Below are 13,349 nucleotides of genomic sequence, written 5' to 3'. Positions count from 1 at the left end.
TCCGTTATCCAACCCGTGAGTACAACTTCTTTCTCTCGCCTTTTGAGGTTTTAAAACACTGCCTAGTCGCGAAAGGTATCGGCTTCGGCTGCATGCACTATGGCGTGGAAGTGGTGGCCGATCAGGCGGGCAAGGAGTTCCAGGATTGGCTCGGCGGGCATTATGAGAACGCGTATTCCTGCAATCCGATCTGGGATGCGAACTACAGCGAATTCCCGCAACATCCGGTCGCCCGTGGCGTCAATCCATTCACGACGAAGGACGAATGGTATTTCCACATGCGCTTCCGCCCTGCTTTCGGCCACGGAGCGAAGGCCGCGGAAGATGGCGCGGCGAAGTTTGTGCCAGTCCTTGTCGCGACGCCGACGGATGCGACTCGTGACGGTCCGTATGTTTACCCAAAAGGTCCCTACCCGCACATCCAGGCGGAGAAAGGCAGCCCGGAGACGATGATGTGGACGATCGAGCGTGCGGATGGCGGACGCGGTTTTGGCTTCACTGGCGGCCATTTCCACGACAACTGGGGCAATGACAACGTGCGCAAGGCGGTGCTGAACGCGCTGCTGTGGGTCGCGAAAGTCGAAGTGCCGGAGAAAGGGCTCGAATCGACCGTCACGGCGGACGATTTGAAGCAGAATCTCGATCCCAAGCCGGCACCGAAGCCGAAGAATGCCGGACTGGAAACGCCCCGTGCCTTTCAACGCGTCGCCTCACGCTGATCAGAGGTATTTCTTCGTGAACATCACGCGCTGGAAGTAAGCCAGCCGGTCCTGGATGTTTTTGAGCATCAGTTGATGCTGGTCGATCATGGCGAACTTCGCCGGCTCGCTCAGTTTCATGTTTTCACACTGTGCGTAAACCTGGTCCACCGCGATCTTGATCTCCTTCATCTTGCGGGTGACGTCGTCGGTGATGCGGCTCTCCTGGATGGTGTTGCCGAGGATCTCCGCCTCGCGGGAGAGGTACTCCACGGTCTTCGGCAGAGCCGCGGCCCCCCCGACGAGGGAGCCGGTGTTGTTGTCCACCCTCGGCCGTCCTGCCAGATGCGGGCGGAGCGGCACCACGGACTGCGGCTCCGGCGGCAGGCCGCCATTGCGCGCATCAATGATGGTCGGCGTGATGAAGAGCATGAGGTTCTTGTGGTTCTTGCTCCGGCTCTTGTAGTTGAAGAGCCATTTGAGGCCCGGAATCTTGCTCAGGAACGGCACGCCTGCCTCGCCTTCGCGCTCACGAGCCTCATCCAGCCCGCCGACGGCCACCGTGTAGCCGGAATCGATCTCCACCGGGGCGCTGTAAACGCGCGAGGAGGCGATTGGATAAGGATTGCCGGAGATGACCTCGGTGCCGATGATGCTGGAGACGGTGACGGCGACGTTCAGCATGACTTTGTCTGACTGCATGCGCTTCGGGAGGATGTTCAACACGGTGCCGATAGGCAGGTAGGTGACCTGGGTGGTGGTGGTGGCCCCGACCGCGCCCGCGCTGGCGGTGGAGCTGGCATCGAGCACCGGCTGATTGACGACACTGCGGATGGCGACCTCACGATTGCTGAGGGTGACCATGCGCGGATAGGAGGTGGTGTTGGTCTCCTCGTCACGCATGATCGCACGCAGTTTGACGTTGAGGTCCTGGGCGCTGAGGATGCTCAGAGCGGGCCAGCCGAGCGTGGCTCCGACATTGTTCAAATCGACGCCGCTGAGCAGGGGGGCCAGATCGGTGCGAAAACCGCCCGTGGTCGGGGTCGAGGTGTATTCCACATTCACCGTCTGCTGGCCGGTGGCCGAATCGGTGACCGTCTCGGTCTTGTCAACGCGGCGGAAGTTGCCGTTTTCAAAAGTGCCGGTCCAGTCGATGCCGAATTCACGTTTCGGGTCACGCGAGGTCTCGATGAACTTCACTTCGATGGCGATGAGTGACTGCGGTTTGTCCGCCACCGCCAGATAACCCTGCACCCAGAGGTGCTGGAGACGGGTGGCGACGATGTAGAGCGTGTTCGAGTCAGACTTCCAGATGACCTTGGGCTTGCGCACGGAGCTGAGTTCGTTCGAATTCATCGCACGCGCGGCATTCTCGTCCTCCCCCAGGGCGCTGGCCAGGGCTCCCTGTCCGCCTGCTGCCTGATCTTCAGGCGGCAGACCGAGGAGGTCACGGATGTCATCGATCACCTCGCTCCGGCGCACGGAGAAGGTGGGGCTGACACCCTGCAGATTCAATCCTCCCGTGCCACCGCTGCTGCCGCCACCTCCGCCGCCCGAACGACCGGTGGAACCACCGCCCGATGCGCCAGCACTCAGACCGCCGTTGGAACTGACACGGTCCACATGTTCGAACGCATTGTGGAGGATCTCGTATGATCTTCCGATCAGTTCGCGGTCGTCCGCCGGCCGGATGTACCAGATGCCGTTGTCGGGAATGATGGCGAGCCCGTGGTTCTTGCAGAGCGTTTCGAGGACCTGGAAGGGGCTGGCTTTGATGGAGAAGGTGATGAGGCGCGTGCCCTCGGCGCTGTCGTCGGGCAGGGAAAAGAAGGAAATACCGGCATCGGTGGCCAGGAAGCGCAAGACATCACTCAACATCGCCTTGGAGAAATCATACTGCTGCGGTGCGGCAGATCGCAGCCGGGCCGCCTCAGCCTCATATTCCGGGGACAGCAGGTGCATGTCCGTCTGGTTGAATTGGGCGCACAGCGTCCCTGTGCAGCTCAGTAGAGCGAAGCAGAGAATAAGCTGGAGCCGGGCGATAAAATGGCGCATATTACGGAAATTATAACAGAAATGGAAAAACAAATCAAATGCCATTTAACACCTCTTTCTGCTGATTATTCGATCATGAGAAGCTTTGGCGGAATGGTGATTATGACCAAACCAATCTCGACCTGTTGCAATCCATAATTTCCATATCTTTGCCTTGAATTTAGGCTTCTTTTAATATTTACTATATCATCTATGATAATAGGTGAGCCATCGCCCCACGGTGCCGTAACACGCAGGAACGCCTGCCGTGCGGGGTTCTCGATGCTCGAACTCGTGGTCACGATCGCCATCATCGGCATCGTCGTCACCGTCGGCGTGGCACTTGTTACCGACGATTCAGGAGCTGCGAAGCTGGCGAAGCTTGAGTCTGACCTGGCGACGCTGAACCAGATGGTGGGGGTCTATGTCGCGGATGGCGGCAGTGTGGCAGGCCTGACCAGCCCGCAAGCGGTGATCGACAAGATGAAACGCATCCGGCCGCAGGCTGAATGGCAACGTCATGTGGGTGTCGCATCCGGACGCCTGATCGACACGCGTTTGCGTGCCCGGCTGACCTCACGCCCTGACAGTGACAACAGCCCGCGTGCTGTCTGGAACCGCATCAAGCAGCGCTTCGAGCTGACCCAAGGGTCGGGAACCGCCGTTTCGGAGTTTTATCTCGACGAAACCCTCGCCACGGCGGATTTCGGGTCCGAATCGCGCACGAGATCGGTCGTCGGCTTCAACACCGCCAGCAAAGGCTGGGTCTGGGGCGCCTCGGCGACTGATCCGAAGGCCAATTACCTCGATCCTCAAGGAATCGGCACGCCGACGGCCGCCAACGGCTTCAATCCCGATGAAACGGCCCCCACCACCGATGGTCCGCCGCCAGACGGTGAAGACGGCAGCGGCGGAGGTTCGGGGGGCGGCGATGGCGGTTCGACACCGCCGACGGTTTCGAAGCTGCCCACGCCGACCTTCACGCCCCCCGGCGGCACCTTCGCCTATGCCAGCTTTCCGAACTCGGTCACCATCAACCGCAACGGAGCCCTGCCGGAGGCCTCGAAGCTGATGTATCGCGTCAACGGCGGCGCGTGGACCGAATACGGCGGCAGCGCCATCCCGCTCACGCCAGCCATGATCCTGCAGGCGCAGAACGAAACCACCCGTCCGGCCGAATATTCATCCAGTTCCGTGGCCACACAGAGCTATTACCGCCTGACGAGCGGCTTCAGCGGCACTGGCGAGGCGAACTGGGGCAACGCCATCGGCGGCACCAACCTCGTCACAACGATTCAAAACGGCACCGAGACCTCCACCTTCAAACACGGCAACACCAAGCTGGACCTCGGCAACGGCGAATACCTCGACGCCGGCGTCGAAAACGTGCTGACCTTCACACGAGCCAGCTTTGACACCGTGACGCCAAACACCTGGTTCAAATTCGGCGAGCTGCAGATCCTCAACGGCACCACCTTCTACAACAGCGAGGCCACCGGCGTGACTTTGTCCGTCAATCTCACGCTGTCCGAACCCTCGCTCGATTTCACCACCCACATCGACCTGGGCCTCACCAGCACGGAGAACACCAGCGACCGCCTCGCCAGCGCTGACATCGTGCAGTTGAAAAATCCCACCACCGACGTGCGCGTCATCATCGACGGCGTCGAATACCGCCTGGAGCTCTCCTGGGCCACGCTTGATCCGGGCGCCGGCGTCGTGCAGGACGGCAAATTCCTCGTCTTTGAAGGCGCCACCGCGAGGGCGGAGCTGCGCGCCCGCTTCACCAGCAACCGCTAACACACCCACCTCATGGAAGACATTCACGAACGCAGTCAGCTCGGCTACCGGATGCTTCATCTGTCAAAGGACTCCGGCGTCAGTGACTTCTACATCACGCCATGGGAGGCGCTCACCTACAAGCGCAACGGCAAGCTGTTCTACGACTCCTTCATCTACCAGCCGGAGCGCCCGCTGGAGTTCACACCCGGGTGCGTGGACTACGCTCTGCAGCTCGGTCCGCGTCGTTATCGTGTGAACCGCATGGTCACGCGGGGGCGTCCCCGCTGGGTGCTGCGTCTGCTGCCGGAAAGCATTCCGGACATCAGTAAGCTCATGGTGCCGCCTCCGGCCATCAAGGCCTTCCTGGAGGCGAAAAACGGGCTGTTTCTCGTCTGTGGTGCCACCGGCTCCGGTAAATCGACCACGATTGCCTCGATGATCCTGGAACGTGCCAAACGCCGCCAGGAGCACGTGCTCACCTTCGAGGATCCGATCGAATTCGTTTACCCCTCAGGCATTCCATCGCTCGTGTCCCAACGCGAGATCGGCACCGACGAGCTCGACTTCAACAAATCCCTCCGAGCCGCCCTGCGTCAGGCGCCGGACGTGATTCTCGTGGGAGAAATTCGTGATGGCGAGACGGCGGAAATTGCCCTCCAGGCTGCGGAGACCGGTCACGTCGTCGTCGCCACGCTGCACACCTCCTCCGCCGCGCAGACGGTGCAGCGCTACCTCAAGCTCATCCCCAGCGACCGCATGGAGAACGCCATGCTCTCCTTCGCCGACTCCATCCGCGGCATTCTCTGCCAGCGCCTGCTGTTCGATGAAAACCGTGGCAAACGCTTTCCCATCCACGAGTTGCTGCTCCCATATGACTCCGTGTGCGGCATGATCCGCCGTGGCGAGTTCAAGAACCTGGACCAGGAGCTCGAAGCCGGCTTCACCCGCGGGATGGTCAGCTTCGAACGCTGCCTGAACATGCGCATGGCTGATGGCTGGAAGCCCGCCACCGCACGCAAGACCGGCTACACCGAGCATGAGGTGTATGACTTCCTTTCCAAAGAACAACTGACCTCCATTTATGCTGTTGGATGAAATCAAATCTGTCCTGAGCTTTGCCGCTTTCAAAGCCGACCCCGACGACTCCGCCGTGCCGTGGGGGAAGCGCTTCGAGTCGCGCAAATCGCTCCTTCTCAACGTCAGCCGTGGCGCCGTGAGCTGGCGTTCGGTGAACAAACGCGGCCGCTTCGAGGAAGGCGGCGTGCAGGATGGCGAACTGGCCGACGCCGCGCCCCAACGTGCCGAGGAATGGCGCGGCATGGTCGAAGGCGGCTGGTGCTCCGTCTCGGTGAACCACCGCTTCATCATCAGCCTCGAAAACAACCTCATGCGTGGTGACAACTGCGTCAGCCTGCTGCGCACCAACCCGCGTGCGGTGCTGGGCCCGAAGTACGACCGTGGCAAGCGCTACGCCATCTGTCATCACCCCGAGACCACCGCCAGCCTGCTGCTCGCCGTGGAGGAGTCGCTGGTGAAGGTGACCGAGGACGTCCTCAAAACGATCAATCTGAAGCCCGGACGCGTGTGCTGCGGCCTGTTTGCCATGCTGGAGCATGCGATCCTGAGCATCTTCCGCGCGAGCTCCGGTGGCACACCGCCGGACTTCGTGCTCATCGCCGCGTGTGAGGGCTCGCTCGCCGTGCTGGTGCAGCAGGAAGGCCAGTGGCGTGACATCCGCTGCCGCAGCGGCCTGGGGCCGGAGGCGGTGGAGACGGGGCTGCAGATCATCAGTCCGCTGCTGGCCAAGGTGCCGCAGGGAAGCCCGGTCTATTTCATCGGTGACGGCCACGACAACAAATTCCGCACCGAGCTCATGCTTCACCTCGAAAAAGTCGGCGCCGCCGACCTCACGCAGGATGACCTGCTGTGGACCATCATCGGAGAACATTGAAACCCACGCGCCATGACTGAGTACCTCTGCCACGACTTCAAAACACCGCGCACCGACACGTCGCGCCGGCTGCCCTCGTCATTCCGTGCCATTCCCGTGATCTTCTACGTGGCGCTCCTCGGCAGCGCCTACGTGATGGCCATGGACTACTTCCATTACAAGGCCGCCCTGAAACAGAAGATGGACGCCGAGGAGCGCCGCAAGCTCAGCGAATCGCAGCGCGACGCCTTCAACAGCGAAAAGGCGGAGCTCGAATCCGAGGCCACCAAGGCGGAAAAGGTCGCCGCATGGATGGAGGGCGCGCGCAACGTGCAGCCCATCGCCGTCAAGATCGCCCGTGCCGTGCAGAGCGACACGCGCATCACCCAGGTGGCGATCGAACGCAGCGAGCAGGTGCCGGCGAATCTGGCGCTGACGATCCATTTGAACGGATCGAAGGTCTCCACCGAACTGGCCGCCATCGAGGCCGCCATCGGGCAGCTCCTCTACCGCTCCTACTCGCCGCAGCAGAGCAAGAACGGCGATGTCGTCGAATACCACTCCACTCTCGTCCGCCAGGCCGAGTGATCCCGCACCTTTGCTTTTTCCGTCATGAATCCCAAACAACTCGCCTGCATCATCCTGCTGATGATCATCGGCGCGATGACCTACACCGCGCAGATCATCCACAACAAGGTGGCCAGCACCCGCGCCGAGGCCGAGGACGCCGAAAACGCGGCCACCAACGCAGAGAACGAGCGCTCCACCGCCGAGATCGCCACTGGAGTGTTCAAGGAGGAGACCGAGGAGGTGCGCCGCTTTCTGCGCGCCTGGATGCCGGCCCTCGACCGCGTGCAGACGCAGCAGGAGGCGGAGCAGACCATCCAGCTCAGCCTGCGCGAGCGTGGCATCAACCTCATCCGTTCCCTCAAGACCGAGCTCAAAAACAGCTCCGGGAACAAGATCATACCCAAATCGCTGCTCACCACCCTTACCATCGAGGAGGAATACGCGAAGGTGCTCAACTGGCTGGGCGACATCGAGCGCCGCATGCCCACCGCGCGCATGAAGGTCGTGCAGATCACCGGCGGCAGCACCGGCCACCAATTGAAGATGGAGGTGTCCTTTGAGACACCGATCTTCGACCTCGCCGCCGCCGACGCGGAGAAAAACAAGGCCAAAGCCGCCAAGGACAAGGCCAAGAAATCCTAGCCCATGAACCGACTTCACCGATTCATCATCCTGATGCTGAGCCTGGGCTTCGCGGCCCAGACGGCCTCCCTTCGCGGCCAGGAGGCGGCCGAGGGCGAGGACGCGGGCCAGCGCGTGCAATACCAACTCGTGCTGCCGGACGAGAAAACGCCCGAGACGGTCAAACCGGAGGAGCACAACCCCTTTGAATCCGAGTCCGAGGCCATGAGCCGCACCTCTCCCGGCGACACGGAGGAAAACCGCGTCCGTGACAAACTGCTCAAGCTGCCGGTCGTCGGCGTCCGCCGCATGACTGATGGTTCGATGCGTGTGCTGCTCGGAAACATCAGCCTGGAGATCGGAAAGGCCGTGCCAGCCGTGCTGCCAGACCAGATGGTCGAGCTGAAGGTCAAAAACATCACCACCGACCATGTCGAGCTGGCCTGGCAGGAAAAACGCGCCACGGGCCTGCCGCCGAAGCTCATGATCATCCCCATCAACATCGCCCCGAAGGTGCGCTACAAGATGCTGGGCCAGGGAGAGGAAGAAACACAGGACAAAGGCCCCGATGCCATCATGGACATGGCATTGCATGCCGGCCAGCGCACCCAGCCCGGCATGCCGAAGGCCCCCGCCACCGCTGAAGCGGCCCCGCCACGCGCAGGAAAGGTGATCGATGACGAATCCCCCCCTTCCTTGCCCGCTCCATCGCCGCTGGATGCCTTCGCACCGACGCCTGTCACTCCCGCTCCAGTTCAGGCCGCCACACCGCCGCCGCAGCAGACAGCACCGGCGCAGAATGCGGCACCTGCGCCCCCGGCTGACGCCAGTCCGCCTCCATCTCCCGCCGTCGAGTCCATGGTGCGCATGCTCTTCGGCAATCCAACGCCCGCGCCCAAATGAACCGCCGCGTCCATCAGCCAGGAGGCTTCACCTCCGTGGAACTCCTGCTGGTGCTCGCGCTTTCCGCCGTGATCCTCGGCGGTGCCGTGGTTTCCTACGGCACCATTGTGCGCAGCCAGCCCAGTGTTTCCTCGGTGGTGACCGTGCCGCTCGGCAATGTCCGCATCCTGAACTTCTTCGGCGTCACCGCCTCCACGCGCAATGTGGCCATGGCGCCGCAATACGGGGCGCTTTCCCAGGCGGAGGAGCTGCGGGAGCAGTTCATGACGGACACGATCAGCGCCACGGCCGTCTTCTGCCTGCCGCGGGATGGCGTGAACACCTGGCGGCCTGCCATCATCGCCTTCAACCCCGCCCTGCATGACGAGATCGACACGCCGCAGAAGTTCCGCGAGCACATCGTCAACAACCTCGGCATCTCCGCCTCGCTTTATCGCGATTACCGCAATCCGCTGAATGACCGCACGGCCGTGCCGCAGAATGCCAGCATTTTCGTCCTCGGTTACAGCAAGTACTCCGGTTATCTCAAAGTCAGCGCCATCTATGACATTGATGTGATCCGCTTCACCGGCTCCACCGAGCCCAATGGCATCTACGCATCAGTGAAGCGCTACGCCGACTCCGCCACGACCACCACGCCCTCCACCCTGGCCTACATGGGCGGCTACGAGGTGTTTTTTCCGCCCTCCGTGCCGAATCCGACCAATGTGACGCAGTGGTCCAACGATGGTTTCACGCCGCTGTTTATCACCTTCGAGCGCTCCACGCGTCTCGCCTTGCGCGAAACGCCCTCCACCATCGAGCGCTTCAAACGAGCAGCCGAGCGGCCCTTCTATTTCGTCTGGTGGCCTGATCCCGTCGCGCGCCACCTCGGACCCGTGGCGAACACGTTCGCCTCCAGCGACCCGCGCCAGGCCTACAACCACATGGCCGGCCGTTCCGCTTTCATGTTCACCGTCCCCATGTTCCCAGCACTCTAGTTCAAAGCCCCACCACTCCAGTCATCCACCACTCCAGCATCTAGCCTCCCGCCCATCCCGCATGCACCACCTCCGTCCCCAGCATCCGCACCGCACCGGCGCCCTCATGGCCGCGGCGTTGATGCTCATGATCGTGAGCGGCATTTTCATCTCATCATGGGTGACGCTGATGAGCACGCGGGCCACGCAGGTCAGTTACCTGGAGGATGTCTGCCGCCGCCGCATCGGCGTGGAGACTTCCCGCCTTCTCGGCTGGCAATGCGCGACGGACAAGGCCTTCGATCCGAATGGTTCGCTCGCTTCTGACGAGGACGTGGTGCTCGGCAGCGACATCGGCGGCTTCAACACCGTCAACGGCTGGAGCGGCCTCAATGTCTATACCTCCGCCAGCACCGCAGGCGGCATGAGCACGGTGTTTCCTTTCAACCACAACGGCCTGCGCCCCGGTGCGTCCTACATCACGGTTGAGCAGTTCGCGCGGCCCTCCGCCGCCGTGGCCGGGAACATCGACAGCTACAACGCCTGGCAGTTTCTCAAGACGATGCCGCCCGTGCTCAATGGCGACGTGTTCTGCATCTATCGCAAGCCCGATGGCGTCGTGACCGAGCTCGACGTGTATCGCAATCTCGTCACCGGCAGCGCCGGTCACCATGCGAACTGGATCGTGCAGGGCCGCACCGTCGTGCGTCATCCGCCGTCCTTTTTCGTCAGCAGCACGCCCAGCCCGCTGCAACTGCCCTTCCGCACAAAGTCGCTCTACATCCAGTCCACCTCCGCCGCTGAGCCGCCCACGCTGCCCTATCCCGTCTATGGCACCGATCTGGATGGCGATGCCTTGCTGCCCTCGAATCTCCCCGTCGTTCCCAGCACCACCGGTCCCGTCGGCGGCACCGATGAGCGCAAGCACCTCGGCTACCTCAAAGTGGTGCGCAACGACGACAATCCCGACAACTCCCTGTGGCACTTTCAAGATCGTGAGGCCGCCGCCGGCCGCACCGCCACCGTCACCATCGATGTGGCGGGCGTTTTCAACTCCGCCACCGAGGCCTACTGGATCTCGGAGCAGAAGACGCCCACCTACACGCCGCCCGGCTGGCCTTCCGGCTACGATGACAAGCTCCGCGTGCTCTTCATCAAGCTCGACAGCCAGTATCTCAAGAACATGCGCATCTACGGCGTCGTGGACCAGATCATCTTCGTCGGACAGAGCAATGCCACCACCTTTGCCAACGCCGCCACGATGAAGCCGGTGATCATCACCGTGATGCCGAACGGCTCCAAAGGCCGCTGGGTGCGCGACATCCGCTTCGAGCGTGAGAACAACCGCCGCCACGTCCTGGCCTTCCAGGACGACAATGGACGCCCGGTGGAGTTCTCCTGGGTGAACAATCCCATCAGCGGCAGCCAGTTCCGCTGGCGCTGCGTGCTGGTGAACGAATACCAGAGCATCATGTTCAACATGCCCTCCACGCTGACCCAGAGCGTGCGCTGGATCGGCGGCGTCATGACGAACTGGACAGTCAAACGCCGTGCCGCCGGCGGCACGAACCCCAGCCGTCTCATGTTCACCGGCGACAGCGATCCGGACGTGCCCGCCGCGACGAACACCGGCCCCGCCTTCGCCACCTTCCTGCCCCGCGACGCGTGGCTGGAGTCCTACTTCCTCCCCGTGACACCGCCGTGAACCTGCGCCCTCACATGCGCCGCGCACGCCGTGCGGCCTACACGCTCGTCGAAGTCCTCGCCGCCGGTGCCATCGTGTCGATCGGAACCACGGCCATGGTCTCGCTCTCCTCCACGCTCATGCTGCAGGAGGAGCTGGCCAATCGCGTCGCTGTCACACGCAATTATCAGGAGAACATGGTCCGCCTGTGGCAACTGGGCCTCTCGGATGTGCAGATCGCCGCGCTCATGCCTTCACAGGCGCAGAATGCCGTCCTGCAGCAGGCGATCTACGGCACGCCCACGCTCGTGGAGGATGGTGTCACCACCATCAATGGCGTTTCGATGGACACCGCTCGTTGCACCGCCGTCGTGAACATTTCCCAGACGCCTGGCGCCGAGACGGCGGGTGCTTCCTTCACCCTCACCGCCTGCCGGCCCAGTCTGCTCGCCGACCTGCGCACCCCGGCGCCCTGAAGTCATCCACCGAGACCGCCTCCCATGCTCAAGAAAGTCAAAATCACCAACGTCCACTCCGGCAAGTCCTCCGAGGCCCTGGTGGACACCGACACCGACGAAAAAGCCCTGGTGGGAGCCGGCGTGGCGCCGAACGAGACCACCACGATCCACACGATCACCGGCGTCGATGAAAAGCTGCACCGCCTCACCAGCCCGAAGCCGAACACGGAGGACAGCGCCGCGTTCTTTGCCGGTCTCGGCCGCTGCTTGGAGCGCAACATCTCCCTGACCAAGTCCCTGCTGCTCCAGACCAACCGCGTCAAATCCGCGGTGTACAAAGGCATGATCGCGGAGGTGATCCATGCCATCTCCATGGGCGACAAGTTCAGCGATGCCATCTCCAAGTTCCCCAGGCTGTTCCCGGATGACATGCTCTCCCTCATCGTCGCCGGTGAGGAGGCGGGCCAGCTCGCCAAAGTCTGCCGACGCATCGCCATCTCGCAGAAAAAGTCGTCCAAGGTCATCAAGAAGCTCAAAGGCGGCCTGATCTATCCGGCGGTCGTCATCGTGCTCGGCGTCGTCGTCGTCATTGTCATGAGCTTCACCCTCGTGCCCGCCATGGCGAAGCTCTTCGCCTCCTTCAAGACGGACCTCCCCCTCGGCACGAAGATCCTCATCGCCCTCTCCGATCTCTTCATTCACAAGCCCTACATGGCCATCCTGCCGTTCGTCGGGCTCTACTTCTTCTTTTCCAACTGGGGGAAGATCAGCTCCCTCCGGCCGGTGCAGGATCTCTTCCTCAAACTGCCCGCCATCGGCGTCATCGTGCGCAAATCCGCCGCCGCCACCGGCTTCCGCACGCTTTCCATGCTCACGGAGTCGAATGTGCGTCTCTCCTCGGCGCTGGACATCACCGCGCAGGCGAGCTGGCACTACCATTACAAGGAGCTCTTCATCCGCCTGCGTGAACACATCGCCGTCGGCCGCACTTTGCACGAGGCCTTCCTCATGGAGGCCCACTGGCTCGGCCCGGACGCGCGCAATCTCTGCGGCCTCATCGAACTCGCCTCCGAAACCGGCTCCGGCACCGAAATGCTCGCCGAAATCGCCGACGACTACGAGGAGGAGCTCGACAACCTCGCCGCCACTCTCGACAAGATGATCGAACCTCTCACCATGCTCATCCTGGGTGTCATGGTCGGCTTCCTCATCTATGCCATCTACGGTCCGATGTTCAGCCTCGGGGATGTCATCCTGAAGAAGAAGTAAGCCGCGCTCCAGCCGCCGTTTTCCAGGAAGTGCGGGCCGCTCCTGCCCGCCTTCCCGCCACGGTGCCGACGCCGGAATCAGGCATCTGGCGCGGCCACGCCCTTCGATACCTCTCATGACAGCCCGTCCACCGTCATGATCGAACGTCTCGACAGCGCCAGCCCCAACGTCCTCGGCTTCAAACTCAGCGGCAAGCTGCACGACGCCGACTACCGCCTGTTCGTTCCGGCGGTGGACGCCGCCATCGCCGCCCACGGCAAAGTCCGCATCCTCGCCCAGTTCGACGACTTCCACGGCTGGGACCTCACCGCCCTGTGGGACGACATCAAATTCGCCACCAACCACTGCAACAAGGTCGAGCGCATCGCCGTCGTCGGGGACAGCTCCTGGGAGAAATGGATGACGAAGATCTGCGTGCCCTTCACCCTCGCCGACATCCGC

13 protein-coding genes are annotated in these 13,349 nt (G+C 62.4%); 12 read left to right on the top strand and 1 reads right to left on the bottom strand.

What is annotated here, in order from left to right; translation table 11 throughout:
- On the top strand, nucleotides 1–719 hold a 719-nt coding region (locus tag IAE77_RS04170; RefSeq protein WP_294222286.1), incomplete at its 5' end, for a ThuA domain-containing protein.
- Here the strand turns inward: IAE77_RS04170 and IAE77_RS04165 are convergent.
- Complete coding sequence (locus IAE77_RS04165; protein ID WP_294222283.1) at nucleotides 720–2,660, bottom strand: type II and III secretion system protein; 1,941 nt, start codon at nucleotides 2,658–2,660, stop codon at nucleotides 720–722.
- A gap of 285 nt (nucleotides 2,661–2,945) precedes the next feature.
- On the opposite strand from IAE77_RS04165, the gene IAE77_RS04160 reads away from it, so the two are divergent.
- The 11 genes from IAE77_RS04160 to IAE77_RS04110 form a co-directional block, all read left to right on the top strand.
- Entirely contained in the window at nucleotides 2,946–4,532 is a 1,587-nt protein-coding gene (locus IAE77_RS04160; RefSeq protein WP_294222280.1) for a choice-of-anchor K domain-containing protein, read from the top strand.
- Between the two features lie 12 nt (nucleotides 4,533–4,544).
- Complete coding sequence (locus IAE77_RS04155) at nucleotides 4,545–5,609, top strand: ATPase, T2SS/T4P/T4SS family (RefSeq protein WP_294222277.1); 1,065 nt, start codon at nucleotides 4,545–4,547, stop codon at nucleotides 5,607–5,609.
- Nucleotides 5,596–6,465, top strand: a complete 870-nt coding sequence (locus IAE77_RS04150) for a hypothetical protein (RefSeq protein WP_294222274.1) — start codon at nucleotides 5,596–5,598, stop codon at nucleotides 6,463–6,465. Before IAE77_RS04155 ends, IAE77_RS04150 begins: the two co-directional genes overlap by 14 nt.
- Nucleotides 6,466–6,477: 12 nt before the next feature.
- On the top strand, nucleotides 6,478–7,032 hold the full coding sequence (locus IAE77_RS04145; protein ID WP_294222271.1) for a hypothetical protein: 555 nt from the start codon (nucleotides 6,478–6,480) through the stop codon (nucleotides 7,030–7,032).
- Nucleotides 7,033–7,056: 24 nt separating this feature from the next.
- Entirely contained in the window at nucleotides 7,057–7,656 is a 600-nt protein-coding gene (locus IAE77_RS04140; RefSeq protein ID WP_294222267.1) for a hypothetical protein, read from the top strand.
- Nucleotides 7,657–7,659: 3 nt separating this feature from the next.
- Complete coding sequence (locus IAE77_RS04135; protein WP_294222264.1) at nucleotides 7,660–8,538, top strand: hypothetical protein; 879 nt, start codon at nucleotides 7,660–7,662, stop codon at nucleotides 8,536–8,538.
- On the top strand, nucleotides 8,535–9,518 hold the full coding sequence (locus IAE77_RS04130; protein ID WP_294222261.1) for a hypothetical protein: 984 nt from the start codon (nucleotides 8,535–8,537) through the stop codon (nucleotides 9,516–9,518). The genes IAE77_RS04135 and IAE77_RS04130 overlap by 4 nt, the downstream gene beginning before the upstream one ends.
- A gap of 61 nt (nucleotides 9,519–9,579) precedes the next feature.
- Complete coding sequence (locus IAE77_RS04125) at nucleotides 9,580–11,202, top strand: hypothetical protein (RefSeq protein WP_294222258.1); 1,623 nt, start codon at nucleotides 9,580–9,582, stop codon at nucleotides 11,200–11,202.
- Nucleotides 11,199–11,657, top strand: coding sequence for a hypothetical protein (locus tag IAE77_RS04120; protein ID WP_294222255.1), 459 nt, complete (start codon nucleotides 11,199–11,201; stop codon nucleotides 11,655–11,657). Before IAE77_RS04125 ends, IAE77_RS04120 begins: the two co-directional genes overlap by 4 nt.
- A gap of 24 nt (nucleotides 11,658–11,681) precedes the next feature.
- Nucleotides 11,682–12,908 (top strand): type II secretion system F family protein, encoded by a 1,227-nt coding sequence (locus IAE77_RS04115; protein ID WP_294222252.1) that lies wholly within the window; start codon nucleotides 11,682–11,684, stop codon nucleotides 12,906–12,908.
- A gap of 135 nt (nucleotides 12,909–13,043) precedes the next feature.
- On the top strand, nucleotides 13,044–13,349 hold a 306-nt coding region (locus IAE77_RS04110; protein ID WP_294222250.1), incomplete at its 3' end, for an STAS/SEC14 domain-containing protein.

Origin of the sequence: Prosthecobacter sp. (genome assembly GCF_014879935.1) — a bacterium.
In the GTDB taxonomy this organism is placed as follows: domain Bacteria; phylum Verrucomicrobiota; class Verrucomicrobiia; order Verrucomicrobiales; family Verrucomicrobiaceae; genus Prosthecobacter.
This window is presented reverse-complemented; position numbering and strand designations above follow the sequence as displayed.